Below are 24,986 nucleotides of genomic sequence, written 5' to 3'. Positions count from 1 at the left end.
CGGCCGCCGGGCGTACCGGGTCCCGGTGGTCCCTCGGTGGCGGGCGTTGTCGGACCCGTGGTCCACCATGGACGCATGAGTGAGCTGACCAGGATCGCCGTCCCCGAGGGTGTCGCCCCCGCCGCGCAGTACTCGCATGTCGTCCTCGGCACCGGCCGCATCGTCGCGGTCTCCGGACAACTGCCTCTGGACGAGGCCGGCCGGATCGTCGGCGAGGGCGACCCGGAAGCCCAGGCCCGCCAGGTGTTCGAGAACCTGCGGCGGTGCCTGGCCGCGGCCGGGGCCGGCTTCGACGACGTCGTCAAACTCACCTACTTCGTCACGGACATGGGCCATATGCCGGCCGTCCGCGCGGCCCGCGCCGCCCACCTGCCCGACGACCGGCTCCCGGCCTCCTCGGCCGTCCAGGTCGCGGCCCTGGTCCGGCCGGAGTTCCTGATGGAGATCGAGGCCCTGGCGGTGGTGGGCCGATGACGTCGCCGCCGCTGCTGGTCCGGCAGATGACCGCGGCGGACTGCGGCCACGTCGGCTCGATCCGCGTCCGGGGCTGGCAGTTCGCGTACCGGGGCCTGGTCCCCCCGTCCTATCTGGACGCCCTCGACCCGGCCGAGGACGCCGACCGGCTCCGGGCACGGCTGGCGCGGGCCGACGCAGGCGCGTCGGACCTCGTCGCCGAGCCGGCGGGCACCGGCCGGATCGTCGGCTGGGCGGCGCACGGCCCGTACCGGGACGGCGAACAGCGCACGGAGGACGCCGAGTTGTACGCCCTCTACGTCGACCCGGACCACCTGGGGACCGGTGTCGGGCACACACTCCTCCAGGAGTCGCTGCGCCGCCGCGCCGCCCTCGGCCACCCGCGCATGTTCCTCTGGGTCCTCGCGGGCAACGAACGGGCGCGCCGCTTCTACGAACGGGCCGGTTTCCGGGCCGACGGCGCCGAGGAGCCGTTCCAGGTGGCCGGAGTCCGGGTTCCCGAGGTGCGCTACGTGCGGTCCCTGACGGTCCCGGCTCCGGCTGACGGTTCTCCGCGGCGTCTTGGACGACCGTCAGAAGGACCCTAGGGTCCGTGCCGCCTCGGGCCGGGAATGCGGGCGAGGGCGTGGACCGCCGCCTCGGCGAGGGCCGGGTGCGCGAGGGCGTCCTCCAGGACGGGTCGGGCGCCGGGGTCGGCCAGTTCGCCGAGACCCTCCACGCAGGCGAGCGCGACGCGCCGGTAGGGGTCGTGCGGGGTGAGGCGGCGGCGCAGGGTGGTGACCAGGGCCGGGACGGACTCCGGCGCGCGCAGCTCCACCAGCAGCCGGACCGGGTGCAGGGCGTAGGCGACGCGCAGCTCGTTGGTGGCCAGAGCGGCGGCCGCGCGGGCGGTGCGGGGGTCTCCGAGCCGGGCCAGGGCCCGCGCCGCCGAGGCGCAGCGGGGCGGGTCGCGGTGGTTGAGCAGCAGGACAAGGGACTCGAAGGCGCGCCGGTCCCCCGCCGTGCCCAGCCGGAAGGCGGCCAGCTCCCGGGCCCACAGCGGCCGGCCGGGCTCGGTGAGCACACCCGCGAGTTCGTCGGTGTCCTCGGTGGCGGCCAGCTGCTCGAAGGCGTGGGTCCCGCCCGACTCCCGTCGTAGACGCTCCGTGAGTGATCGCAACTCTTCGTCCATGACGCCGAGGGTAGGCAACCGCGGAAGCGGCGGGAGCCAGATCACAAAGACCGGGGGGTGGCGCGCTCGTTACCCGGCAGTTAAGCTCAGACGAGCGAGTCACCCACTCGCAACCCCCTCACGACGGCCTGGTGACGCAGCCGCCGTGAGAGCAGTCGGTTCGGTACGTCTCGTACCGCACGACCCGGCCCCGGGACAGGGCCGGTCGGACCCCCGCCGTCTCCCCCTTGGGGCGTGTGCGCGCCCGCAGGCGACGGCAGGCACCGGGCGTGTGCGCTCGCAGCCCGGCAACACCCGCATTCACCAGCACGTACTCGTGTTCTCACGCACCCGGTGCGCCCCCTCGGCGCACCCGGGCGCGCTCCCAGTCGTCACCCTCATCACTGGAGTCCCGCGATGGCCACTCCCCAGTCCGACCCCTCCCTGTCCCCGCTCACGACCGTCGCCGTCGTCGGCCTCGGCACCATGGGCACCGGCATCACCGAGGTGCTGGCCCAGGCCGGCCGTGAGGTGATCGGCATCGACGTCAGCGAGGCGCAGGCCGCGAAGGCCGTCGCCGCCCTGGAGGCCGCCACCGCCCGCTCCGTGGAGCGCGGCCGCCTCACCGACCAGGAGCGCGCCGAGCTGCTCGGCCGGGTGCGCACGGCCACCGACCTGCGGGCGGCGGCCGACGCCGACCTCGTCATCGAGGTGGCGCCGGAGTCGTACGAGACCAAGCACCAGATCTTCCGTGAGCTGGACGGGATCGTGCGTCCCGACACCATCCTCGCGACCGGCACCAACGCCCTGTCCGTCACCCGGCTCGCCGCCGATTCGGCGCGTCCGGAGCGAGTGCTGGGCCTGCACTTCTTCAACCCGGCGCCGGCGATGCGGCTGGTCGAGGTGGTCTCCTCGGTGCTGACGGCGCCGCAGGCCGTCGCCGCGGTCACCGACCTCGCCGTCGAGCTGGGCAAGGAGCCGGTCGCGGTCGGCGACCGCCCCGGGTTCGTCGCGGACGGGCTGCTGTTCGGCTACCTGAACCAGGCCGCCGCGATGTACGAGTCGAAGTACGCCTCCCGCGAGGACATCGACGCGGCCATGAAGCTGGGCTGCGGCCTGCCCATGGGCCCGCTGGCGCTGCTCGACCTGATCGGCGTGGACACCGCGCGCACCGTCCTGGAGGCCATGTACGCCGAGTCCGGCGACCGGCTGCACGCGCCCGCGCCGATCCTGCGGCAGCTCACCGAGGCGGGTCTGACCGGCCGTAAGTCGGGGCGGGGCTTCTACACCTACGAGGCTCCCGGCAGCGCCACCGTCGTGCGGGACGCGCTGACGCCGCTGGAGGACGGCGGCCCCGTGGCCGGCCGGCCGGTCCGCAGCGTCGGCGTGGCGGGCTCGGGGACCATGGCCTCCGGTATCGCCGAGGTGTTCGCCAAGGCCGGGTACGAGGTGGTTCTGGCCGCCCGCAGCGAGGAGAAGGCGCAGGCCGCCAAGGCCCGGATCGGCAAGTCGCTGGCCCGGTCCGTGGACAAGGGCCGGCTGACCGCCGAGGCGGCGGCGCAGACCCTGGAGCGGATCGTCCCGGCCGGGTCCTACGACGCGTTCGCCGACGTGGACCTGGCCGTGGAGGCGGTCGCCGAGGACCTGGAGGTCAAGCGGCAGCTGTTCGCGACGCTGGACAAGGTCGCCAAGCCGGGCGCGGTCCTCGCGACCACGACCTCGTCGCTGCCGGTGGTGGCCTGTGCCCGCGCCACCTCGCGGCCGCAGGACGTGATCGGTATGCACTTCTTCAACCCGGCGCCGGCCATGAAGCTGGTCGAGGTGGTGCGGACCGTCCTCACGGCCGACGACGTCCACGCCACCGTGCACGAGGTCTGCGGGAAGATCCGCAAGCACGCGGTGGACTGCGGCGACCGGGCCGGTTTCATCGTGAACGCCCTGCTCTTCCCGTACCTGAACAACGCGATCAAGATGGTGGAGGAGCACTACGCCTCCCTCGACGACATCGACGCGGCGATGAAGCTGGGCGGCGGCTACCCGATGGGCCCCTTCGAGCTGCTGGACGTGGTGGGTCTCGACGTCTCACTGGCCATCGAGCGGGTGTTGCACCGCGAGTTCCGCGACCCGGGGCTGGCCCCGTCGCCGCTGCTGGAGCACCTGGTGGCCGCGGGCTGCCTCGGCCGCAAGACCGGTCGCGGCTTCCGCGAGTATGCCCGCCGCTGAGGGCGTCGGGGACTGGTTCCGGGCCGGTGAGGACTGGGGCGGGCTGCTCGATCCGGGTGGCTCGGCCCCGCCCGCCGGGACGGGCGGCCCGCCGTCCGGCGCGGGCGGGACGGACCGGGCAGCCGCGCACCGGCGTGCGTACATGCAGTACGTTCGGGTCATGTCCCAGCCCGCCAAGTCCTCACGTACACCAGCCACGCCCGACGCGCCGGAGAGTGCCGCGGGCGGTCGCGCCGCCGCCCAGCGGCTCAAGATGCGCCGGGAGCTGGCGGCCGCCGCGATGGAGCTGTTCGCGACCAAGGGGTACGAGGCGACCACCGTCGACGAGATCGCGGCCCAGGCCGGGGTCGCCCGCCGCACCTTCTTCCGCCACTTCCGCTCCAAGGAAGAGGCGATCTTCCCCGACCACGACGACACCCTGGTCCGCGCCGAGGCGGTGCTCAACGCGGCGCCCGCGCACGAGCATCCGCTCGACACGGTGTGCCGCGGGATCAAGGAAGTGATGAAGATGTACGCGGCCCGGCCGGACATCTCGGTCGCCCGCTACAAGCTGACGCGCGAGGTGCCCACCCTGCGCGAGGCGGAGATCGCGTCGGTGGCCCGCTACGAGCGCCTGTTCACCCGCTATCTGCTCGGTCACTTCGACGAGCACGCGCACGACGACGACGCCAACGACGACCCGCTGCTCGCCGAGGTGGCCGCCTCGGCCGTGGTCACCGCGCACAACCACGTGCTGCGGCGCTGGCTGCGGGCGGGCGGCCAGGGCGATGTGGAGGCGCAGCTCGACCACGCCTTCGCGATCGTCCGCAAGACGTTCGGGACGGGCATCGGGGCGGGCCGCGGCGGCGCCCCGCAGCCCGCCGGCCCGGCCGCGGCGGCCACCACGCAGGGCGAGGTGCTGGTCACCGTCGCCCGGACCGACGCCTCGCTGGACGAGGTGATGCGCACCATCGAGCAGGCGCTCAAGGAGCGTTGAGCGCCTGCGGACCCTGTGACAACGGCCACCCTCCGGGTGGCCGTTTTTGCATGCCGGCGTCCTTTTTTTCACCCCTTCCGGCGGCCGTTCGATCGATCATCGCTCATCTGTTACGTAAAGATTTCATCTGAGAGCAAGTTCTGGCACCCAGTGCCTTGCGGGGTGACACGCCGTGCCATACGTTGAAGGTGTCCGGGCTGTCCCGGCAGGCCATCGCCTGTACGCCCGGACGCCTGCGTCACAGGCACCCTCCCGCGCCACAAAGCGCCGCCGAACAGCACCACCCAGCCGAACCGACGGCACTTCCCCAAACCCCCAAGCAGGACCGACGTAACCCTCAGCGCCCCTCCCTCAGGGCGCTCACCGCCGGAGGCAACACCGTGACCGTGAAGGACATCCTGGACGCGATCCAGTCGCCCGACTCCACGCCGGCCGACTTCGCCGCCATGCCGCTGCCCGAGTCGTACCGCGCGATCACCGTGCACAAGGACGAGACGGAGATGTTCGCGGGCATGACGACCCGCGAGAAGGACCCGCGCAAGTCGATCCACCTGGACGAGGTCCCGCTGCCCGAGCTCGGCCCGGGCGAGGCCCTGGTGGCCGTCATGGCCTCCTCGGTGAACTACAACTCGGTGTGGACGTCGATCTTCGAGCCGCTGTCCACCTTCGGGTTCCTGGAGCGCTACGGCCGCACCAGCGAGCTGGCCAAGCGCCACGACCTGCCGTACCACATCATCGGCTCCGACCTCGCGGGCGTCGTCCTGCGCACCGGCCCGGGCGTCAACGCCTGGCAGCCCGGTGACGAGGTCGTCGCGCACTGCCTGTCCGTCGAGCTGGAGTCCTCGGACGGCCACAACGACACCATGCTCGACCCGGAGCAGCGCATCTGGGGCTTCGAGACCAACTTCGGCGGCCTCGCCGAGATCGCCCTCGTCAAGTCCAACCAGCTGATGCCGAAGCCCGGCCACCTCAGCTGGGAGGAGGCCGCCGCCCCGGGCCTGGTGAACTCCACCGCCTACCGGCAGCTGGTCTCCCGCAACGGCGCCGGCATGAAGCAGGGCGACAACGTGCTGATCTGGGGCGCCAGCGGCGGCCTCGGCTCCTACGCCACCCAGTTCGCCCTCGCCGGCGGCGCCAACCCGATCTGCGTCGTCTCCTCGCCGCAGAAGGCGGACATCTGCCGCTCCATGGGCGCCGAGGCGATCATCGACCGCAACGCCGAGGGCTACAAGTTCTGGAAGGACGAGAACACCCAGGACCCGAGGGAGTGGAAGCGCTTCGGCAAGCGCATCCGCGAGCTGACCGGCGGCGAGGACATCGACATCGTCTTCGAGCACCCCGGCCGCGAGACCTTCGGCGCGAGCGTGTTCGTCACCCGCAAGGGCGGCACCATCACCACCTGCGCCTCGACCTCGGGCTACATGCACGAGTACGACAACCGCTACCTGTGGATGTCGCTGAAGCGGATCATCGGCTCGCACTTCGCCAACTACCGCGAGGCCTGGGAGGCCAACCGGCTGATCGCGAAGGGCAAGATCCACCCGACCCTGTCGAAGGTGTACTCCCTGGAGAACACCGGCCAGGCCGCGTACGACGTGCACCGCAACCTCCACCAGGGCAAGGTCGGCGTGCTGTGCCTCGCCCCCGAGGAGGGCCTGGGCGTGCGCGACCCGGAGATGCGCGCCAAGCACATCGACGCCATCAACCGCTTCCGCAACATCTGAGACACCCGAGGTCATAGATGACTGAGCGTCAGCCCGCCGAAGGCAAGCGGGAGAAGGACCGGCCGTGGCTCATGCGGACCTACGCCGGTCACTCCACGGCCGAGGCGTCCAACGAGCTGTACCGGCGCAACCTCGCCAAGGGCCAGACCGGCCTGTCGGTCGCGTTCGACCTGCCGACGCAGACCGGCTACGACTCCGACCACATCCTCGCCCGCGGCGAGGTCGGCCGGGTCGGCGTGCCCGTCGCGCACCTCGGTGACATGCGCCGGCTGTTCCAGGACATCCCCCTGGAGCAGATGAACACCTCGATGACGATCAACGCCACCGCCATGTGGCTGCTGGCGCTCTACCAGGTCGTCGCGGAGGAGCAGGGCGCGGACATCACCAAGCTCCAGGGGACGACCCAGAACGACATCGTCAAGGAGTACCTGTCCCGGGGCACCCACGTGTTCCCGCCGGGGCCGAGTCTGCGCCTGACGACGGACATGATCGCGTACACGGTCTCCCACATCCCGAAGTGGAACCCGATCAACATCTGCAGCTACCACCTGCAGGAGGCGGGCGCCACGCCGGTCCAGGAGATCGCGTACGCGATGTCCACCGCGATCGCCGTACTCGACGCCGTGCGCGACAGCGGCCAGGTGCCCGAGGAGCGCATGGGCGACGTGGTCGCCCGGATCTCCTTCTTCGTCAACGCGGGCGTCCGCTTCGTCGAGGAGATGTGCAAGATGCGCGCCTTCGGCCGCATCTGGGACCGGATCACCCGCGAGCGCTACGGCATCGAGAACCCCAAGCAGCGCCGCTTCCGCTACGGCGTCCAGGTGAATTCGCTCGGCCTGACCGAGGCGCAGCCGGAGAACAACGTCCAGCGGATCGTCCTGGAGATGCTGGCCGTCACCCTCTCCAAGGACGCACGCGCGCGTGCCGTGCAGCTGCCGGCCTGGAACGAGGCGCTGGGCCTGCCCCGGCCCTGGGACCAGCAGTGGTCGCTGCGCATCCAGCAGGTCCTCGCCCACGAGAGCGACCTGCTGGAGTACGACGACATCTTCGAGGGCTCGAAGGTGATCGAGGCGAAGGTGACGCAGCTGGTCGAGGACTCGCTCGCGGAGATCGAGCGGATCCAGGAGATGGGCGGCGCGATGGCCGCCGTCGAGTCCGGCTACCTGAAGTCGCAGCTGGTGGCCTCGCACGCGGAGCGCCGGGCCCGGATCGAGTCCGGCGAGGAGAAGATCGTCGGTGTCAACATCTTCGAGACGACCGAGCCGAACCCGCTGACCGCCGATCTGGACACCGCGATCCAGACGGTCGACCCGGCCGTCGAGGCCCGGGTCGTCGCCTCGCTCCAGCACTGGCGGGACACCCGCTACCAGCCGCCGTTCAACCACCCGCGCCCGTGCAAGGCGCTGGAGCGGCTGAAGGAGGCCGCCAAGGGCACCGGCAACCTCATGGAGGCCACCCTGGAGTGCGCCCGCGCCGGCGTCACGACCGGGGAGTGGGCGGGCGCGCTGCGCGAGGTGTTCGGGGAGTTCCGGGCGCCGACCGGCGTGTCGTCCGCGCCGGTGGCGGTCGCCGCCGCGGAGGGCTCCGCGCTGGGTGAGGTGCGCCGCAAGGTCGAGCTGACCGCCCGGGACCTCGGGGTCGGCAAGCTGCGGTTCCTGGTCGGCAAGCCCGGTCTGGACGGCCACTCCAACGGGGCCGAGCAGATCGCCGTGCGAGCCCGCGACGCCGGGTTCGAGGTGGTCTACCAGGGCATCCGGCTCACCCCGGAGCAGATCGTGGACGCGGCCCTCGCCGAGGACGTGCACGCGGTGGGCCTGTCCATCCTGTCCGGCTCGCACGCACAGCTGGTGCCGGACGTGCTGGAGCGGCTGCGTGTGGCCGGTGCCACAGATATACCGGTGATCGCAGGTGGCATCATCCCGAACGGTGACGCCGACCAGCTGCGGGACGCCGGAGTGGCCGCGGTGTTCACCCCGAAGGACTTCGACATCACCGGGATCATCGGCCGCATCGTCGACGAGATCCGGAAAGCGAACAAGCTCGACCCCCTGGAGGTCCCCGCATGACCACGGTCAACCGCCTTCGCCCCCGGCGCTCCTGCCTGGCGGTACCGGGCTCGAACCCGCGCTTCCTGGAGAAGGCGCAGGGCCTGCCGGCCGACCAGGTCTTCCTGGACCTGGAGGACGCCTGCGCCCCGCTCGCCAAGCCCGGGGCGCGCCACACCATCGTGAAGTTCCTCAACGAGGGCGACTGGACCGGCAAGACCCGGGTCGTGCGGGTCAACGACTGGACGACCGAGTGGACGTACCGCGACGTCGTGACCGTCGTCGAGGGCGCCGGCCAGAACCTCGACTGCATCATGCTGCCGAAGGTGCAGGACGCCCGGCAGATCGTCGCCCTGGACCTGCTGCTGACGCAGATCGAGAAGACCATGGGCTTCGAGGTCGGCAAGATCGGCATCGAGGCGCAGATCGAGAACGCGCAGGGCCTGAACAACGTCAACGAGATCGCGCAGGCCTCCCAGCGCGTCGAGACGATCATCTTCGGCCCGGCCGACTTCATGGCGTCGATCAACATGAAGTCGCTGGTCGTGGGCGAGCAGCCGCCCGGCTACCCGGCGGACGCCTACCACTACATCCTGATGAAGATCCTGATGGCCGCCCGCGCCAACAACCTCCAGGCGATCGACGGCCCCTACCTGCAGATCCGCAACGTCGACGGCTACCGCGAGGTCGCCCAGCGCGCCGCCGCGCTCGGCTTCGACGGCAAGTGGGTGCTGCACCCGGGCCAGGTCGACGCGTCGAACGAGATCTTCTCGCCGTCGCAGGAGGACTTCGACCACGCCGAGCTGATCCTGGACGCGTACGACTACTACACGTCCGAGGCGGGCGGCAAGAAGGGCTCCGCGATGCTCGGCGACGAGATGATCGACGAGGCCAGCCGCAAGATGGCCCTGGTCATCTCCGGCAAGGGACGCGCCGCCGGCATGCAGCGCACCAGCAAGTTCGAGATCCCGGAGGCGTGACGGCGATGCAGTTCGGACGCACCTACGAGGAGTTCGAGGTCGGGGCGACGTACAAGCACTGGCCGGGCAAGACGGTCACGGAGTACGACGACCACCTGTTCTGCCTCCTCACCATGAACCACCACCCGCTCCACATGGACGTCAACTATGCGGAGAAGACGACGGACTTCGGCAAGAACGTCGTCGTCGGGAACTACATCTACTCGCTGCTGCTCGGCATGAGCGTGCCGGACATCTCCGGCAAGGCGATCGCCAACCTGGAGATCGAGTCGCTCAAGCACGTGGCGCCCACCTTCCACGGCGACACGGTCTACGGCCAGACGACCGTGCTGGACAAGTGGCCGTCGAAGTCGAAGAACGACCGCGGCATCGTCTACGTCGAGACCAAGGGCTACAAGCAGGACGGCACCCTGGTGTGCGTCTTCCGCCGCAAGGTGATGGTCCCGACCGAGACGTACATCAAGGAGCGCGGCGGCGAGCAGCCGGGCCGCCCCGAGCTCAAGGAGCAGGAGAAGTAGTCATGGCCCGTCTCGCCCAGACCGCCGGTCTGACCGACGTCCAGCAGGAGATCCTCTCCACGGTCCGCGACTTCGTGGACAAGGAGATCATCCCGGTCGCCACCGAGCTGGAGCACCGCGACGAGTACCCGCAGGCGATCGTCGACGGACTGAAGGAACTCGGCCTGTTCGGCCTGATGATCCCCGAGGAGTACGGGGGTCTGGGCGAGTCGCTCCTGACCTACGCGCTGTGCGTGGAGGAGATCGCCCGCGGCTGGATGTCGGTGTCCGGCATCATCAACACGCACTTCATCGTGGCGTACATGCTCAAGCAGCACGGCACGCAGGAGCAGAAGGACCACTTCCTGCCGCGGATGGCGGCCGGCGACATCCGGGGCGCCTTCTCGATGTCGGAGCCGGGTCTGGGCTCCGACGTGTCGGCGATCACGTCGAAGGCGGTGCGGGACGGCGACGAGTACGTCCTGAACGGCCAGAAGATGTGGCTGACGAACGGCGGAACGTCGTCCCTCGTGGCCGTCCTGGTGAAGAGTGACGAAGGACACCCCGAGGGCACCGCGCCCCACCGGTCCATGACCACCTTCCTGGTCGAGAAGGAGCCCGGCTTCGGTGAGGTCCGCCCCGGCCTGACCATCCCCGGCAAGATCGAGAAGATGGGCTACAAGGGGGTGGACACCACCGAGCTGATCATGGATGGCCTGCGGATTCCCGCCGATCGGGTGCTCGGCGGGGTCACCGGCCGAGGTTTTTACCAAATGATGGACGGCGTGGAGGTGGGTCGCGTCAATGTCGCAGCCCGCGGTTGCGGCGTCGCCCAGCGTGCCTTCGAGCTCGGCGTCCAGTACGCCCAGCAGCGTCACACTTTCGGCAAGCCGATCGCCCAGCACCAGGCCATCCAGTTCAAGCTGGCCGAGATGGCTACCAAGGTCGAGGCCGCGCATGCGATGATGGTGAACGCGGCACGCAAAAAGGACTCCGGGGAGCGAAACGACCTCGAAGCAGGGATGGCGAAGTACCTCGCCTCCGAATACTGCAAGGAAGTCGTGGAGGACGCCTTCCGGATCCACGGCGGCTACGGCTTCTCCAAGGAGTACGAGATCGAGCGCCTCTACCGGGAGGCCCCGATGCTGCTCATCGGTGAAGGCACGGCCGAGATCCAGAAGATGATCATCGGCCGCAGACTGCTCGAAGAGTATCGATTCCAGGGCTAGATGTCCGGGTTGGGGGTGTTTTCTTCCTAGAGAAGATCACACCCCGTCAACTCTTCTCCGTTGCCGACTCGGCATCCTGGCTTACCCAGTTGTGGCCTTGAACCGCTACGATCGCCGGAAAGCCGCCGTCCCCCCGTCGAAGCGCGGCACCATCCGCTACGAAGGTCATCCATGCCCCACAGCCAAACCTCTGCACCTCGCGACAGCCTCGCCGGCGTACGCCTTGCGCGCGGAGCATCGCCGTGGCTTCTCCCGACCGTCGCCACCGCAGCCGTCAGCCTGGTCCGTGCCCGCCGCTCCGGTGCGGCGAAGGCCGTCGCCGTACCCGCCACCGCCCTGGCGGCGGGGATGCTGTGGTTCTTCCGCGACCCGGAGCGCGAGATCGCGCCGGGCCGGGTCATCTCCCCCGCCGACGGCGTGGTGCAGAGCATCATGCCGTGGAAGGACGGGCGCACCCGCGTCGCGATCTTCATGAGCCCGCTGAACGTCCACGTCAACCGCGCCCCGCTGGCCGGCACGGTGACCTCCGTCGAGCACGTCCCCGGCGGGTTCGTTCCGGCGTTCAACAAGGAGAGCGAGAACAACGAGCGGGTCGTCTGGCACTTCGACACCGAGCTCGGCGACATCGAGATGATCCAGATCGCCGGTGCCGTGGCCCGCCGCATCGTGCCGTACATCCCGGAGGGCACCAAGGTCGAGCAGGGCGAGCGCATCGGTCTGATCCGCTTCGGCTCGCGTGTCGACCTGTACCTGCCGGAGGGCGTGGAGGTCGCGGTCGAGGTCGGCCAGAAGACCGTGGCTGGGGTGACTCGCATTGACCGTGATTGACCCCGAGACACAGACCGGCTGGGTGCCGGAGGCCGACGAGGTGGACGAAGAGGAGGAGATGCCCCTCTCCCTCCGCCTGTCGATAGCGGACACCCTGACCCTCGGCAACGCCACGTGCGGCTTCATGGCGGTGTACTTCACCACCACCGGCATCCTGATCCCGCACCTGACCGGCAGCCAGGAGACCGGCATGGCCCGCCACAGCGCGGCCACCGCGGTGATCCTCATGCTGTGCGCGGCGGTGTTCGACCTCTTCGACGGACTGGTGGCGCGCAAGCTGCGCAGCTCACCGATGGGCGCGGAGCTGGACAACCTCTCCGACCTGATCAGCTTCGGCCTGGCCCCGGCGTACTTCGTCCTGGTCTACGGCATGGTCGCCGACGACGCCCACCAGCGGGTGGCGGCGGTCGGCGCGATCGTGGTGCTGCTGGCGGTGGTGCTGAGGCTCGCGAGATTCTCCTGCGTGACCATGAAGGACGGCATGTTCCAGGGCATGCCCTCCCCCTTCGGCGCGCTGACCGTGGTCTCGATCGTGCTGCTGGAGCTGCCCTTCGTGGCGACGCTCCTGGCGATCCTGGGCACTGCCTGGCTGATGGTGAGCCGGGTGGAGTACCCGAAGCCGCGGGGCCGCCTCGCCGGCGCCATGCTCTCCTGGATCGTGCTGTCGATGGGCCTGCTCGCCGCCTGGGCGTTCGACGCCCCGAGCGGCCAGCTGCTGCTGCAGACGGGCTGTGCGCTGCAGCTGGTCATGGGCGCGGTCATCCCGCTGTTCGCCACGGCCCGCCGGGTGAACAACTTCCGCGACAACCGGCGTGAGGCACGGGCGGCGCAGCTGCCGTAAGCGGCTCGGCACCGACGCTTGGGACGCTTGACGTGGGAAGGGCCCCGAACCGTGAGGTTCGGGGCCCTTCCGGCGTACGGGCATCCCTCAGGTCAGGAAGTCCCCGCCGATCCGTTCCGCGACCCGCTCCAGGATCGGCCCGGCGTCCGCGATGCACTTCGCCACGTCCGGCTCCAGCTCCGTCAGCGGGTAGGCCCGGCGGATCCCGGCCCGGCCCAGAACCTCCGGCGGCAGGGCGAGCCGGCCGCAGACCGCCACGACCTCCTTGCCGGCGGCGCGGGCCGCCGCGGCGACCCCGGCCGGGGCCTTGCCGTGCAGGGTCTGCTCGTCGAGGGAGCCCTCACCGGTGATCACCAGCTCGGCCCGGTCCAGCGCGGGCGCGAAACCGAGGACGTCCAGCATCACCTCGATGCCGGGGCGGAACCGGGCGCCCAGCAGCAGCGCCCCGTAACCGATGCCCCCGGCGGCGCCGGCGCCCGGCGCCGCCGCGTACTCGGCAGCCTCCGGGCCGACCGCCGTCTCCAGCACCTTCGCGAAGTGGGCGAGGGCCGCGTCCAGGGCCGCCACGTCGTCGGGCGAGGCGCCCTTCTGCGGTCCGTACACCGCCGGCGCGCCCGTGGGCCCGGTCAGCGGGTTGTCGACGTCGCTCGCCAGGACCAGGTCCACCGAGGACAGCCGGGGGTCCAGCCCCGACAGGTCGGCCCGCGCGAGACCGGCGAGACCGCCGCCCGGGGCGACCGGCTCGCCGTCCGCCGTCAGGAACCGCGCGCCCAGCGCGGACAGCATGCCCGCCCCGCCGTCCGTGGTGGCGCTGCCGCCGACCCCGAACACGATGGTGCGCACCCCCGCGTCCAGCGCGGCGCGCAGCACCTCTCCGGAGCCGTACGTCGACGCCGTGAGCGGTGCGAAGACCCCCGCCGGGAGCCGCTGCAGGCCGCTGGCCTCCGCCATCTCCACCACGGCCGTGTCGCCGCGCACCGCGAACGCCGCGGTCACCTCGTCGCCGAGCGGGCCGGCGACGCGCACCTCGCGGCGCTCGAACCCGGCCGCGACGGCCGCGTCGACCGTGCCGTCGCCGCCGTCGGCCACCGGCAGCGCCTCGACCTCGACGTCCGGCACGGCCCTGCGCAGCCCGGCCGTCACCCGCTCGGCGACCTGTACGGCCGTCAGCGAGCCCTTGAACTTGTCCGCGGCAACGAGCACCCGTCGGGTGCCGTGCACTGCAGCCTGAGCCACCTTGCCATCCCCTTGCTCTCCGGGCCCCGCGCACGTCAGGGCCAGTCGCGCCGCAGTGACCTTAACCTCACCACGCGCCCGCCGTCATGCCCTGCCCGGACCGTGGGACACCGGCACGCGCGGCCCGGCGCGGCGTGCCCGACGCGGGGATCGGGTAAACCTGTCCTCATGACCGCTGTGGGCACCGAGCAGGAGCTCGCCGACCGCGTCCTCGGGGGCTGGCTCGGCCGGATCGCGGGCAACATGCTCGGCAAGCCGGTCGAGCGGGGCGACCTGTGGACGCGGGACCGGATCGACCGCTATCTGCGGCAGGCGGCCGCCCTGCCCCTGACCGACTACCTCCCCGAGCCCCCGGACGAGGCGACCGCCGCCGAGCTGCGCCCGGAGTGGCGCCAGTGCGTGCGCGGCCGGATCGACGGCAGCTGCCGCGACGACGACGTCGACTACGCCGTGCTCGGCCTGCACCTGCTGGAGACCCACGGCTTCGGCTTCTCCACCGAGCAGGTCGGCGACCTGTGGCTGCTCCGGCTGCCGTACCTGCAGACGTTCACCGCGGAGCGGGCCGCCTACCGCAACCTCGCGAACGGGCTGAAACCGCCGCTGACGGCGACGTACGACAATCCGTATCAGGAGTGGATCGGCGCACTGATCCGCGCGGACGTGTTCGGCTGGACCTCTCCGGGCGCGCCACCACGCGCGGCCGCGCTGGCCCGGCGGGACGCGGTGCTGTCGCACACCGGCAACGGCGTCTACGGCGCCATGTTCGCCGCCGCGCTGATCTCGGCGGCGTTCACCGCGCCCACCGTCCGCGCCGCACTGGACGAGGCGCTGGCGGTCGTGCCGGCGAGCAGCCGGCTCGCGCGGACCGTGCGACGGGTGATGTCCCTCCACGAGGCGGGTCTGTCCTGGGCGGACACCCTCGCCACCGTCGAGGAGGAGACGGCGGGGCTGGGCTGGATCCACACCGTGCCCAACGCGGCCGTCCTCACCGCCGGGCTCCTCCACGGCGACGACGACTTCACCCGCACCGTCGCGCTCACCGTGCGCGGCGGACTGGACACGGACTCCAACGGAGCCACGGCCGGCTCGGTGGCGGGCGTGCGCGCCGGGGCGGCGGGCATCCCCGCGCGGTGGACGGAACCGCTGCGGGACACCGTGCGCAGCGCGGTGTTCGGGTTCGACGGGATCCGGATCAGCGAACTGGCCGGGCGGACGGTGCGGTTGATCCGGCAGGAGGCCCGGGCCGCCCGCTGAGCTGGCTACCCTTACGGGGTGACCACTGACGACTACGCCGCGTACATCGCCTCCCTGCCCCGGGTGCTCGCCGGGGCCGCCGCCCTGTTCCGGGACGCCGAGGGGCGGGTGCTGCTCGTCGAGCCGAACTACCGGGAGGGCTGGGCGCTGCCCGGCGGGACCATCGAGTCGGATTCCGGGGAGACCCCGCGCGAGGGCGCGCGCCGGGAGTCGATGGAGGAGATCGGCCTGGACCGGGAACTCGGCCGGCTGCTCGCCGTGGACTGGGTGCACGGAGCGGACCGGCCGCCGGTCGTGGCGTACGTCTACGACGGCGGGGTGCTCGGCGAGGACGACCTCAAGGCGATCCGGCTGCAGGAGTCGGAGCTGCTGTCCTGGCGGCTCGTCGCCCGCGAGGACCTGACCGGCCATCTGCTGGGGGCGCTCGGCCGGCGGGTGCACGTGGCGCTGGACGTGCTCGCGGACGGCATGGGCACGGCCGAGCTGGAGAACGGCCGGCGGGTGGGCTGAGCGGGCGGCCGAGCGGGGCGGCGGCCCAAATATCCGTTCGCCCGGCCCGGCGGGCCCGGCCTACCCTCGGGTGCATGAACAGGCCCCTCGTCGCCCTCCTCAGCGGCGCCGGCATCTCCACCGACTCCGGGATCCCCGACTACCGCGGGCCGAACGGGCTGTGGCGCAAGGACCCGGAGGCGGAGAAGCTCGTCACCTACGAGTACTACATGGGCGACCCCGAGATCCGCCGCCGCTCCTGGCAGCTGCGGCGCCGCAACCGGACGCTGCGGGCCGAGCCGAACGCCGCCCACCGGGCGGTGGCCGAGCTGGAGCGGTCGGGGGTGCCGGTGCGGGTGCTCACCCAGAACGTGGACGGTCTGCACCAGCTCGCCGGGATGCCCGCCCGCAAGGTGCTCGAACTGCACGGCAGCGCGCGCGGTGTCGTGTGCACCGCGTGCCACACGCGTGGCCCCATGGAGGACGCGCTGGCCCGGGTCGAGGCCGGGGAGGACGACCCGCCCTGCCTGGAGTGCGGCGGGATCCTGAAGTCGGCGACCGTGATGTTCGGTGAACGGCTCGACCCGGTGGTCCTCGGTGAGGCGGTCTCGATCACCAAGGCGTGCCAGGTGTTCTTCGCCGTGGGCAGCAGTCTGCGGGTGCAGCCCGCGGCGGGCCTGGCCCAGGTCGCCGCCGACCACGGGGCGCGGCTGGTCATCGTCAACGCCGAGCCGACCCCGTACGACGAGATAGCCGACGAGGTCGTCCGGGAGCCGATCGGCACGGCGCTGCCGCGGCTGCTGGCAGAGCTGGCCCGCTGAGGGCCGTCGCAAGGGCCCGAGGCGGGCCGGTCAGAAGAGCGCGGCGGCGCCCTCGAAGTCGAGCAGGCGCTGCTTGCGGCCCAGGCCGCCGCCGTAGCCGGTCAGGGAGCCGCCCGCGCCGATCACCCGGTGGCAGGGCACGATGATGCCGATGGGGTTGCGGCCGTTGGCGAGGCCGACGGCGCGGGAGGCGTTCGGGTTGCCGAGGGCCGCGGCGAGTTCGCCGTAGCTGCGGGTCTCGCCGTAGGGGATGGCGCGCAGTTGCTCCCAGACGCGCCGCTGGAAGGGCGTGCCGTGCAGGCGCAGTTCGAGGGCGAACTCCTTCAGCTCGCCCCGGAAGTAGGCGCGGAGCTGTTCCTCGGCCGCCGCGAACGGAGTGTCGTCCGGTACGCCGAAGGTCTCCTGCGGCGGGCGGTGGCGCTGGTCGGTCATGTAGAGGCCGCACAGGACGCCGTCGTCGGCGACCAGGGTGAGCGGGCCGTAGGGGCTGTCGATCACGGTGTGCTGCTTGCTGCTCACTGGGCTGTCCTTGTCCGGGGACTCATGGGGACTCATGGGGACTCATACGGGGAGGAAGTTGATGGGGTGGTCGTCGGTCGCCCACAGGTACTGGACCGCGTAGGCGCGCCAGGGCCGCCAGGCCGCCGCGCGGGCGGTGAGGGCGGCGGGGGTGCCGGGCAGGCCCAGTCCCTGGGCGGCGCGCCGGACCCCGAGGTCGGTGGCGAGGAAGGCGTCGGGGTCGCCGAGGGCGCGCATGGTGATGACGTCGGCCGTCCAGGGGCCGAAGCCGGGCAGCTCCAGCAGCCGGGCGCGGGCCTCGGCCCAGTCGCTGTCGGCGCCCAGGTGGAGGCTGCCGTCGGCGAGGCGGGCCACGAGTGTGGTGAGGGTCGTGCGGCGGGTGCGGGGCATCGCCAGGGTCTCGGGGTCCAGCCCCGCCAGGGCGTCCGGGGCCGGGAAGAGGTGGGTGAGGCCGCCCTCGGGGTCGTCGACCGGTTCGCCGTGGACGGTGACCAGGCGGGCGGCGTGGGTGCGGGCGGCCGCCGTGGAGACCTGCTGGCCCAGCACGGCCCGGACGGCGAACTCCGCCTCGTCGACGGTGCGCGGCACCCGGCGGCCGGGCGCCTTGTCGACCAGCGGTGCCAGCAGCGGATCGGCGCGCAGCTGGTCGTCGACGGCGACCGGGTCGGCGTCCAGGTCGAGCATGCGGCGGCAGCGGCTGATGGCGACGGTCAGGTCGCGCAGGTCGCTCAGGGTGAGCCGGCAGGCGATGTGGTCGGGGGTGGGGGTCAGCGCGACGACGCCGTGCCCGTACGGCAGCCGCAGCGTGCGCCGGAAGGCCCCCTCCCGCCACTCCTCCACGCCGGGTACGGCGGTGGCGGCGAGGTGGCCGAAGAGGTTGTCGGGGTTGAGGGGGGCGCGGAACGGCAGCCGAAGCTGGAGGGTGCCCCGGCCGGCGGGGCCGGCGAGCCGTCGGGGCGCGCGGGACCGCAGGTCGGTCGGGGAGAGCGCGAAGACCTCGCGGACGGTGTCGTTGAAGCTGCGGATCGAGGCGAAGCCGGCGGCGAAGGCCACGTCCGCCATGGGCAGGGCTGTGGTCTCGACGAGGAGGCGGGCGGTCTGGGCGCGCTGGGCGCGGGCCAGGGCGAGCGGGCCGGCGCCGACCTCGGCGAGGAGCTGCCGTTCGATCTGCCGGGTGCTGTAGCCGAGGCGGGCGGCGAGGCCGGTGACGCCCTCTCGGTCCACCACTCCGTCGCCGATCAGCCGCATGGCGCGGGCGACGAGGTCGGCGCGCCGGTTCCACTCCGGGGAGCCGGGGCTGGTGTCCGGGCGGCACCGCTTGCAGGCGCGGAACCCGGCCTGCTGGCAGGCGGCGGCGCTCGGGAAGAAGGTCATGTTCTGGGGCTTGGGCGGTACCACGGGGCAGCTGGGCCGGCAGTAGATGCGCGTGGTCACGACGGCGGTGAAGAACCAGCCGTCGAAGCGCGCGTCCTTGGACCGCACGGCGCGCACACAGCGCTCCCGGTCGAGGTGCATCCCGTTCTGCATGCGTCCAGCATCGGGCACCCGGTGGGTCAGGGCTGGCAGGAATCCGACATCGTCCTGGCGGGGCCGTGGGGTCCGCCGCGCCCGGGCCCGGCGAACCGGGGTTCAGGCGGTCCGTTCCCGGCGGGCGGCCAGGGCCCAGATCACGAACACGTCGATGGCCATGACCACGAGGGACCACAGCGGCTGGTAGGGCAGGAACAGGAACTGGGCGACCAGGCTCAGCGAGGCCAGCATGATGCCGACGAGGCGGGCCCACGGGGCGTTCCCCAGCAGGCCGGCGCCGGTGGCGGCGACGAGGGCGCCGAGGATCACGTGGATCCAGCCCCAGCCGGTGAGGTCGAACTCGTAGACGTAGGAGCCGATGCGGCCGTAGACGTCGTCCTCGGCGATGGCCGCGATGCCCTGCAGGACGGCGAGGACGCCGCTGCACAGCATCAGGACACCGGCGAAGGCGACGCCTCCGGTGACCCAGTCGTCGGACCGGCCGGAACGCCCGGGCGGCGGGGCGGACCAGGAGGTGCCGATGTCGCCGCGCGGGTCGGGGGTGGATCCAGTGCTCATACGCTCAGCACAGCCCGCGCCGGCGGGGGCGGCGAGCGCGGCGGGGCCGTCCGGGTGACCGGCCCCGCCCGCGGGGCTACATGTTGATCATGTGGCCGGCCAGGCCGTGCACGGCCTCCTTGACCGCTTCGCCGAGCGTCGGGTGGGCGTGGACGTTGCGGGCGACCTCGTGGACGGTGAGGTCCCACTGCTGGGCGAGGGTCAGCTCGGGCAGCAGCTCGGTGACGTCGGGGCCGATGAGGTGGCCGCCGAGCAGCTCGCCGTACCTGGTGTCGCTGATCAGCTTGACGAAGCCGGTGGTGTCGCCGAGGCCGTGCGACTTGCCGTTGGCGGTGAACGGGAACTTGGCGACCTTGACGTCGTGGCCCAGCTCGCGGGCCTGGGCCTCGGTGTAGCCGAAGCTCGCGATCTGCGGCTGGCAGTAGGTGGCGCGCGGGATCATGGCGTAGTCCAGTTCCATGGTCTCCGCGTCCGCGATCGTCTCGGCGGCGACGACGCCCATGGCCTCGGCGGCGTGCGCCAGCATGAGCTTGGCGGTGACGTCGCCGATGGCGTAGATGTGCGGGACGGAGGTGCGGCAGCGGCCGTCGACGTCGATGGCGCCGCGGTCGGTGACCTTGACGCCGGTGTTCTCCAGGCCGTAGCCGGTGACGTTCGGGGCGAAGCCGATGGCCTGGAGCACCTTGTCGGCCTCCAGGACCTGCTGGGCGCCGTCCTTGCCGGTGACGGTGACGCGGACCTGCGGGCCGGACTCGTCGATGGCGTCGACGCGCGTTGAGGTGAGCACGTCGATGCCCAGCTTGCGGTACTGGCGGGCCAGCTCGGCGGAGACCTCGGCGTCCTCCAGCGGGGCCATGCGGTCCAGGAACTCGACGACGGTGACCTTCACGCCGTAGTTGTGCAGGACGTAGGCGAACTCGATGCCGATGGCGCCGGCGCCCGCGATGACGACCGAACTCGGCAGGTCCTCGGCGAGGATCTGCTCCTCGTAGGTCACGACGCGGGCGCTGCGCTTGGTGCCGGGCAGCAGCTTGGGGGTGGCGCCGGTGGCGATGATGCAGTGGTCGAAGCCGAGCGTGACCGTGTTGCCGTCGTAGCCGGTGACCTGGAGGGTGTGGTCGTCGAGGAAGGTGCCGCGGCCGTCGTATTCGGTGATCTTGTTCTTCTTCATCAGGTAGTGGACGCCCTTGACACGGCCGTCGGCGACCTTGCGGCTGCGGCGGAAGGCCTCGCCGTAGTCGAAGGAGATCTGTCCGTCGACCTTGATGCCGAAGGTCCTGGCCTCGCGGGTGACGATGTGCGCGAGCTCGGCGTTGCGCAGCAGGGCCTTGGTGGGGATGCAGCCGACGTTCAGGCAGACGCCGCCCCAGTACTTCTCCTCCACGACCGCTACGCGCTTGCCCAGCTGGGCGGCGCGGACGGCGGCGACGTAGCCGCCGGGTCCCGCTCCGAGTACGACGACGTCGAATCGCTCGTCCTGCTCGACCATGGGAGCTTCCTCTTCCCTCGGTTCTGTGTGCCGTTCCGTGGGGGATTGTTCCGCTCCCCGGCGACCTCCGCCACAGAGATCATCGAGGTGTGGCGGAGATCGCGAGACGCGGCGGCCCGGCGTCACTCCACGGCGGTCGGCCGGCGGGCGGTCGCGGTGGCCCGGGACAGGTCCGTCAGCGGACGCAGCCGGTAGGTGTAGGCGTAGTCGCGGTCGGCGAGCAGTTTGTACTCGTCGTGGGTGTGGGCGCCCCAGCTGTTGTCGCCGCCGACGCCCATCTGGCGGTGGCTGAGCCGGAGCACGATCTCCTCGCGGGGGTCGAGCTGGTAGGCGTGGCGGGCGCCGACGGACAGGTCCTCCGGGGTGAAGCGGGAGGCGTTGACCTCCAGGAGGGGTTCGCCGGCGGCGAGCAGGCCGACGCCGTGGCGGTCGGTGAGGGCGGCCCAGCGGACGTCGGTCCGGTTGCCGTTCTCCTGCGGGCGGATGTACGGGGTGCCCTGGTCGGCGACGGCGCCGGAGTACAGGCCGACGTCGGTGCCGTCGTGGCGGTCCCAGTGGTTCTCCTCGGGGCCCCGGCCGTAGTAGTGCAGCCGGTCGAGGCGGCCGGGGAGGTACAGCAGGGTGCCTACCTCCGGGATGTACGGCAGGTTCGCGGCGCCGGGACGCAGGGTGTTGTCCACCTTGATCTCGGCGTTGCCGAAGACCGTATACGTTGTGCTGTATGCCGACGCCTTGGGTTCGGTCGGCAGGATCCCGTCGACCTTGATCTCGACGGCTCGGTCGCCGAGCGGACGCACCCGCACGCCGGTCACCGTGCGGTCGCGGCCGGCGTCGCGCCAGGTGCGGTTGCGGGTGTGCTGGCCGTTGCCCCGGTCGTTGTCGGTGGGGGCCCGCCAGAAGTTGGGCTCGGGCCCGGAGACGAGCAGAGGGACGCCGTGGGCCCGGTAGTCGGTGATGACGCCGCGCCGCTTGTCGACGGTGACGGTGAAGCCGTCGCCGGTGACGGTGACGGCCGTGGCGCCGTCGTCGTAGCCGAGGGCGGGGACCTCGGCGAGGGGAACGGGGGTGACCGCGGGGGCGCCGGCGTCGAGCGGGAGCTGGGCGCGGGCCACCTCGAAGCCGGGCTTCGCCCACGGGGTGGGTTCCCGCGTGGTGAAGGAGAGTTCGAGGAAGTACTCGGCGCCGGGCGCGGGGTCGGCGGGGAGCCGCACGGGCAGGGCGAGTTCCTTGCCGGTCATGGGTGCCACGTCGAGCTGGTCACGGGTCAGTTTCCCGTGGTCCACCGTCCGGCCGTCGGCGACCAGCGCCCATCTGCCGTCGTAGGAGCGGAGGTTGGTGAAGAGGTACTCGTTGGTGAGGGTGACCTGGCCCGGCCGGGCGCCCGCGGTGACCCCGATGGCCTGGTAGATGCGCTTGACCTCGGCGGCCTTGCCGGTGTGCTCGCGGTCGGCGGTGACGATGCCGTTGGCGACGAAGTTGCCGTCGTTGGGGTTGTCGCCCCAGTCGCCGCCGTAGGCGAGGAACGTCTCCTCGGCGGGCTCGCGCTCGGTGACCTGCGCGGTCGCCGCGTCGAACCAGAAGCGGACACCGTCGTCGCCCGGGCCGCGGTCGTCGGAGGCGAGTTCGGCGGCGCTCAGGGCGCGGGCGTGGACCCGGGCGCGGCGGATGGTGCCGCTGAACTCGCGGCTGGGGTTGTCGGTGTCGTTGCCGAGGGCGAGGGGCGCGGTGTTGCCGCTGGGGCGGCGGGTGGTGGTGCGGGTGGCGCGGACCGAGCCGTCGACGTACAGGGTGAGGGTGCCGGCGTCCGCGTCGAAGACGCCGGCGATGTGGTGCTCGCGGCCGGTCCAGTCGTCCGGCAGGGCCCAACCGGCGCTGATCCACTGGCCGTCGCCGTGGATGAAGAACTCCAGTGTGCGGTTGGTCTGCTTGAGGGCGTACTGGGTGTCGCCCTTGGCGACGATGGGCTGGTGGTAGCCGGTGACGTGCGGGGTGACCCAGGCCTCCAGGGTGAGCGAGCCGGTGATCTCCAGCAGGGGGTCGCGGGCGAAGACGGTGGCGCCGGAGACGCCGCGCTCGCGGTCGAAGCGGGCGTGGGAGGCCATGACCTCGCCGCGAACCCGTCCGGGACCGCTCTCGGTGAGGAGTTGGCGCACCGGGGTGGGCCGGCGCAGGGCCTGGTCGGCGAAGTCCCAGATCCAGCCGCCCTGGAGGACGTCGTAGCGGCGCACGAGGTCCCAGTACTCGCCGAGGTTGCCGGTGGAGTTACCCATCGCGTGGGCGTACTCGATCATGACGTACGGCCGGGTGTCGGCGGTGTTCTTCGCGCGGGCCTCTACGGTGGCGGGGCTGTCGTACATCTCCGAGCGGATGTCGCTGACGCCGGGCCGGTCGTCACCCTCGTACTGGACGACGCGGGTGGTGTCGTAGGACGTGATCCAGGCGTACATGGCGGCGAAGGTGCTGCCGCCGCCGGCCTCGTTGCCCAGGGACCAGATGACCACCGAGGCGTGGTTCTTGTCGCGGTGGACCATGTTCTGGGCGCGGGCGACGCAGGCGGCGCTCCAGTCGGGGTGGCTGCCGGGGTACTGGCCGCGGATGCCGTGGGTCTCCAGGTTGGTCTCGTCGACGAGGTAGAGGCCGTACTCGTCGGCGAGTTCGAGCCAGACCGGGTTGTCCGGGTAGTGCGAGGTGCGGACGGAGTTCATGTTCATCCGCTTGATGACCTCGATGTCGCGGACCATGTCGGCGCGGGTGAGGGCCGTGCCGCGGTCGGGGTGCATCTCGTGCCGGTTGGTGCCGCGCAGGGAGACGGGCCGGCCGTTGACGCGCATCAGGCCGTCCTTCAGGGCGAACTCGCGCAGGCCGACGCGGTGGGAGAGGGTCTCGACGACCCGGCCGGACGGGTCGCGCAGCTGGAGCACGGCGGTGTAGAGGTAGGGGTCCTCGGCCGACCAGAGCCGGGGCGCGGGGACGGCTTTCGCGCCGCGCACGGTGACGTCCTGGCCGGCCGGTGCCGAGCCGAGGTCGGCGGTCCGGCGCAGGGGGCGGGACCAGACGGGGTGGCCGTCGGCGTCGTACAGCATGGTGTCGACGGTGTACACACCGCCGGATCCGGCATGCGGGCGACGGGATCCCGTGTCCGGGCCACCGGATGCCGTCGGCGGCCCGCCGGAGCCCGTGCGGTCGCGGACGCTCGCCGTCACCGCCAGTTCGGCGGAGGTGTATCCGTCCCCCAGGGGGGTCTCCAGTTTGAAGTCGCGCAGGTGCACGGGCGGGGTGGAGTACAGGTAGACCGAGCGGAAGATGCCGCTCAGCCGGATCATGTCCTGGTCCTCCAGCCAGTCGCCGTCGGAGTACCGGTAGACCTCGACCGCGATCTGGTTGCTGCCGGGCCTGAGGTGGTCGGTGATGTCGTACTCGGCGGGCGTGAAGGAGTCCTCGTGGTAGCCGACCATCGTGCCGTTGACCCACACGTAGTGCGCGGACTTCACGCCCTCGAAGTGCAGGAAGGTGCGCCGCCCTGACCAGGAGCGGGGCACGGTGAAGGTGCGCCGGTACTGGCCGACGGGGTTGTAGCGGGTGGGGGCGTGGGGCGGCTGGGGGTCCTCGCCTAGGCCGTTGGGGCCCCAGTAGGGGTAGGTGATGTTGACGTAGATCGGGAAGTCGTGGCCGTGCTGCTGCCAGACGGAGGGGACCGGGATGGTGTCCCAGCCGCTGTCGTCGAGGTCGGTGCGGTGGAAGTCGGGGTCGCGGTCGTCGGGGCGGTCGGCGTAGGCGAACTTCCAGGTGCCGTCGAGGCTCTTGCGGTACGGGGAGCGGGTGCGGTCGGCGGCCAGCGCCTGCCCGAGGGTGGCGTACGGCATGAGGGTGGTGTGCGGGGGCTCGGTGCCGAGCCGGAAGAGGTCGATGCGGCCGTTCCATTCGGGACCGGTCTCCGCGGCGTCGGCGCGGTGGGCGGCCGGCGCCCCGGTCAGGGCGAGGGCTCCGAGGACGGCGGCGGAGCCCTCCAGGAGCCGGCGGCGGCTGACGGGACGGCCCGTGGGGGACGCGTGCGGGTGCGGCATACCGTGACCTTCCTGAGGACGGACAGTACGGCGGTGCGGAGCAAGGTGCGTCAGATCTT

At 71.8% G+C, this 24,986-nt stretch carries 21 protein-coding genes; 14 read left to right on the top strand and 7 right to left on the bottom strand.

All coding sequences use genetic code 11. The features are described 5' to 3' along the window. Positions 1-75 precede the first annotated feature (75 nt). A complete protein-coding gene (locus AC3ET3_RS14905) occupies positions 76-474 on the top strand; it encodes a RidA family protein (RefSeq protein WP_432133836.1) in 399 nt (132 codons plus the stop codon). Continuing rightward, positions 471-1,061, top strand: a complete 591-nt coding sequence (locus AC3ET3_RS14900; RefSeq protein ID WP_432133835.1) for a GNAT family N-acetyltransferase — start codon at positions 471-473, stop codon at positions 1,059-1,061. The genes AC3ET3_RS14905 and AC3ET3_RS14900 overlap by 4 nt, the downstream gene beginning before the upstream one ends. Here AC3ET3_RS14900 and AC3ET3_RS14895 read toward each other — a convergent pair. Next, complete coding sequence (locus tag AC3ET3_RS14895; protein WP_432133834.1) at positions 1,058-1,645, bottom strand: adenylosuccinate lyase; 588 nt, start codon at positions 1,643-1,645, stop codon at positions 1,058-1,060. The two genes, AC3ET3_RS14900 and AC3ET3_RS14895, sit on opposite strands and share 4 nt — an antisense overlap. A 396-nt stretch (positions 1,646-2,041) precedes the next feature. Here AC3ET3_RS14895 and AC3ET3_RS14890 point away from each other — a divergent pair, with 396 nt between their 5' ends. The 9 genes from AC3ET3_RS14890 (at position 2,042) to pssA (ending at position 12,967) form a co-directional block, all read left to right on the top strand. After that, on the top strand, positions 2,042-3,847 hold the full coding sequence (locus tag AC3ET3_RS14890; RefSeq protein WP_432133833.1) for a 3-hydroxyacyl-CoA dehydrogenase family protein: 1,806 nt from the start codon (positions 2,042-2,044) through the stop codon (positions 3,845-3,847). A 160-nt stretch (positions 3,848-4,007) separates the two neighbouring features. Next, positions 4,008-4,823 (top strand): TetR family transcriptional regulator, encoded by an 816-nt coding sequence (locus AC3ET3_RS14885; RefSeq protein ID WP_432133832.1) that lies wholly within the window; start codon positions 4,008-4,010, stop codon positions 4,821-4,823. 386 nt (positions 4,824-5,209) lie between these two features. After that, on the top strand, positions 5,210-6,547 hold the full coding sequence (gene ccrA / locus AC3ET3_RS14880) for a crotonyl-CoA carboxylase/reductase (RefSeq protein WP_432133955.1): 1,338 nt from the start codon (positions 5,210-5,212) through the stop codon (positions 6,545-6,547). A 17-nt stretch (positions 6,548-6,564) separates the two neighbouring features. After that, complete coding sequence (locus AC3ET3_RS14875; RefSeq protein WP_432156417.1) at positions 6,565-8,613, top strand: protein meaA; 2,049 nt, start codon at positions 6,565-6,567, stop codon at positions 8,611-8,613. After that, the gene (locus AC3ET3_RS14870) at positions 8,610-9,572 is read left to right on the top strand and encodes an HpcH/HpaI aldolase/citrate lyase family protein (RefSeq protein WP_432133830.1); all 963 of its coding nucleotides are present in this window, start codon (positions 8,610-8,612) and stop codon (positions 9,570-9,572) included. Before AC3ET3_RS14875 ends, AC3ET3_RS14870 begins: the two co-directional genes overlap by 4 nt. A gap of 5 nt (positions 9,573-9,577) precedes the next feature. Further along, the gene (locus AC3ET3_RS14865) at positions 9,578-10,090 is read left to right on the top strand and encodes a MaoC family dehydratase (RefSeq protein WP_391098049.1); all 513 of its coding nucleotides are present in this window, start codon (positions 9,578-9,580) and stop codon (positions 10,088-10,090) included. A gap of 2 nt (positions 10,091-10,092) precedes the next feature. Further along, positions 10,093-11,298: an acyl-CoA dehydrogenase family protein gene (locus tag AC3ET3_RS14860; protein WP_432133829.1), complete on the top strand. Its 1,206-nt coding sequence runs from the start codon at positions 10,093-10,095 to the stop codon at positions 11,296-11,298. 171 nt (positions 11,299-11,469) lie between these two features. After that, positions 11,470-12,126, top strand: a complete 657-nt coding sequence (locus AC3ET3_RS14855; RefSeq protein ID WP_432133828.1) for a phosphatidylserine decarboxylase — start codon at positions 11,470-11,472, stop codon at positions 12,124-12,126. Positions 12,127-12,148: 22 nt separating this feature from the next. Beyond that, positions 12,149-12,967 carry a CDP-diacylglycerol--serine O-phosphatidyltransferase gene (gene pssA, locus AC3ET3_RS14850; protein ID WP_432133954.1) on the top strand — a complete coding sequence of 273 codons (819 nt, stop codon included), beginning with the start codon at positions 12,149-12,151 and terminating at the stop codon, positions 12,965-12,967. Between the two features lie 87 nt (positions 12,968-13,054). On the opposite strand, the gene AC3ET3_RS14845 is transcribed toward pssA, so the two are convergent. Further along, positions 13,055-14,203 carry a glycerate kinase gene (locus tag AC3ET3_RS14845; RefSeq protein WP_435612286.1) on the bottom strand — a complete coding sequence of 383 codons (1,149 nt, stop codon included), beginning with the start codon at positions 14,201-14,203 and terminating at the stop codon, positions 13,055-13,057. 168 nt (positions 14,204-14,371) lie between these two features. On the opposite strand from AC3ET3_RS14845, the gene AC3ET3_RS14840 reads away from it, so the two are divergent. The 3 genes from AC3ET3_RS14840 to AC3ET3_RS14830 all read left to right on the top strand — a co-directional run bounded on the left by AC3ET3_RS14840 (position 14,372) and on the right by AC3ET3_RS14830 (position 16,767). Further along, entirely contained in the window at positions 14,372-15,457 is a 1,086-nt protein-coding gene (locus AC3ET3_RS14840) for an ADP-ribosylglycohydrolase family protein (RefSeq protein WP_432133826.1), read from the top strand. An 18-nt stretch (positions 15,458-15,475) separates the two neighbouring features. Next, positions 15,476-15,967 carry an NUDIX domain-containing protein gene (locus tag AC3ET3_RS14835; protein WP_432133825.1) on the top strand — a complete coding sequence of 164 codons (492 nt, stop codon included), beginning with the start codon at positions 15,476-15,478 and terminating at the stop codon, positions 15,965-15,967. Positions 15,968-16,041: 74 nt separating this feature from the next. Beyond that, positions 16,042-16,767 carry an SIR2 family NAD-dependent protein deacylase gene (locus tag AC3ET3_RS14830; protein ID WP_435612285.1) on the top strand — a complete coding sequence of 242 codons (726 nt, stop codon included), beginning with the start codon at positions 16,042-16,044 and terminating at the stop codon, positions 16,765-16,767. A 30-nt stretch (positions 16,768-16,797) separates the two neighbouring features. Here the strand turns inward: AC3ET3_RS14830 and AC3ET3_RS14825 are convergent, their stop codons facing one another. The 5 genes from AC3ET3_RS14825 to AC3ET3_RS14805 all read right to left on the bottom strand — a co-directional run bounded on the left by AC3ET3_RS14825 (position 16,798) and on the right by AC3ET3_RS14805 (position 24,927). After that, positions 16,798-17,322, bottom strand: a complete 525-nt coding sequence (locus AC3ET3_RS14825) for a methylated-DNA--[protein]-cysteine S-methyltransferase (RefSeq protein ID WP_435612284.1) — start codon at positions 17,320-17,322, stop codon at positions 16,798-16,800. A gap of 6 nt (positions 17,323-17,328) precedes the next feature. After that, the gene (locus AC3ET3_RS14820) at positions 17,329-18,801 is read right to left on the bottom strand and encodes an AlkA N-terminal domain-containing protein (RefSeq protein ID WP_432156471.1); all 1,473 of its coding nucleotides are present in this window, start codon (positions 18,799-18,801) and stop codon (positions 17,329-17,331) included. Between the two features lie 114 nt (positions 18,802-18,915). Next, on the bottom strand, positions 18,916-19,374 hold the full coding sequence (locus AC3ET3_RS14815) for a DUF7144 family membrane protein (RefSeq protein WP_435612283.1): 459 nt from the start codon (positions 19,372-19,374) through the stop codon (positions 18,916-18,918). 76 nt (positions 19,375-19,450) lie between these two features. After that, complete coding sequence (gene lpdA, locus AC3ET3_RS14810) at positions 19,451-20,863, bottom strand: dihydrolipoyl dehydrogenase (protein WP_432133821.1); 1,413 nt, start codon at positions 20,861-20,863, stop codon at positions 19,451-19,453. A 122-nt stretch (positions 20,864-20,985) separates the two neighbouring features. Next, a complete protein-coding gene (locus AC3ET3_RS14805; RefSeq protein ID WP_435612282.1) occupies positions 20,986-24,927 on the bottom strand; it encodes a glycoside hydrolase family 2 TIM barrel-domain containing protein in 3,942 nt (1,313 codons plus the stop codon). Between the last annotated feature and the right edge of the window lie 59 nt (positions 24,928-24,986).

The organism is Streptomyces sp. bgisy159 (genome assembly GCF_057707805.1).
Note: the sequence above shows the minus strand (reverse complement) of the source record. Positions and strands in the feature narration are given on the sequence as shown.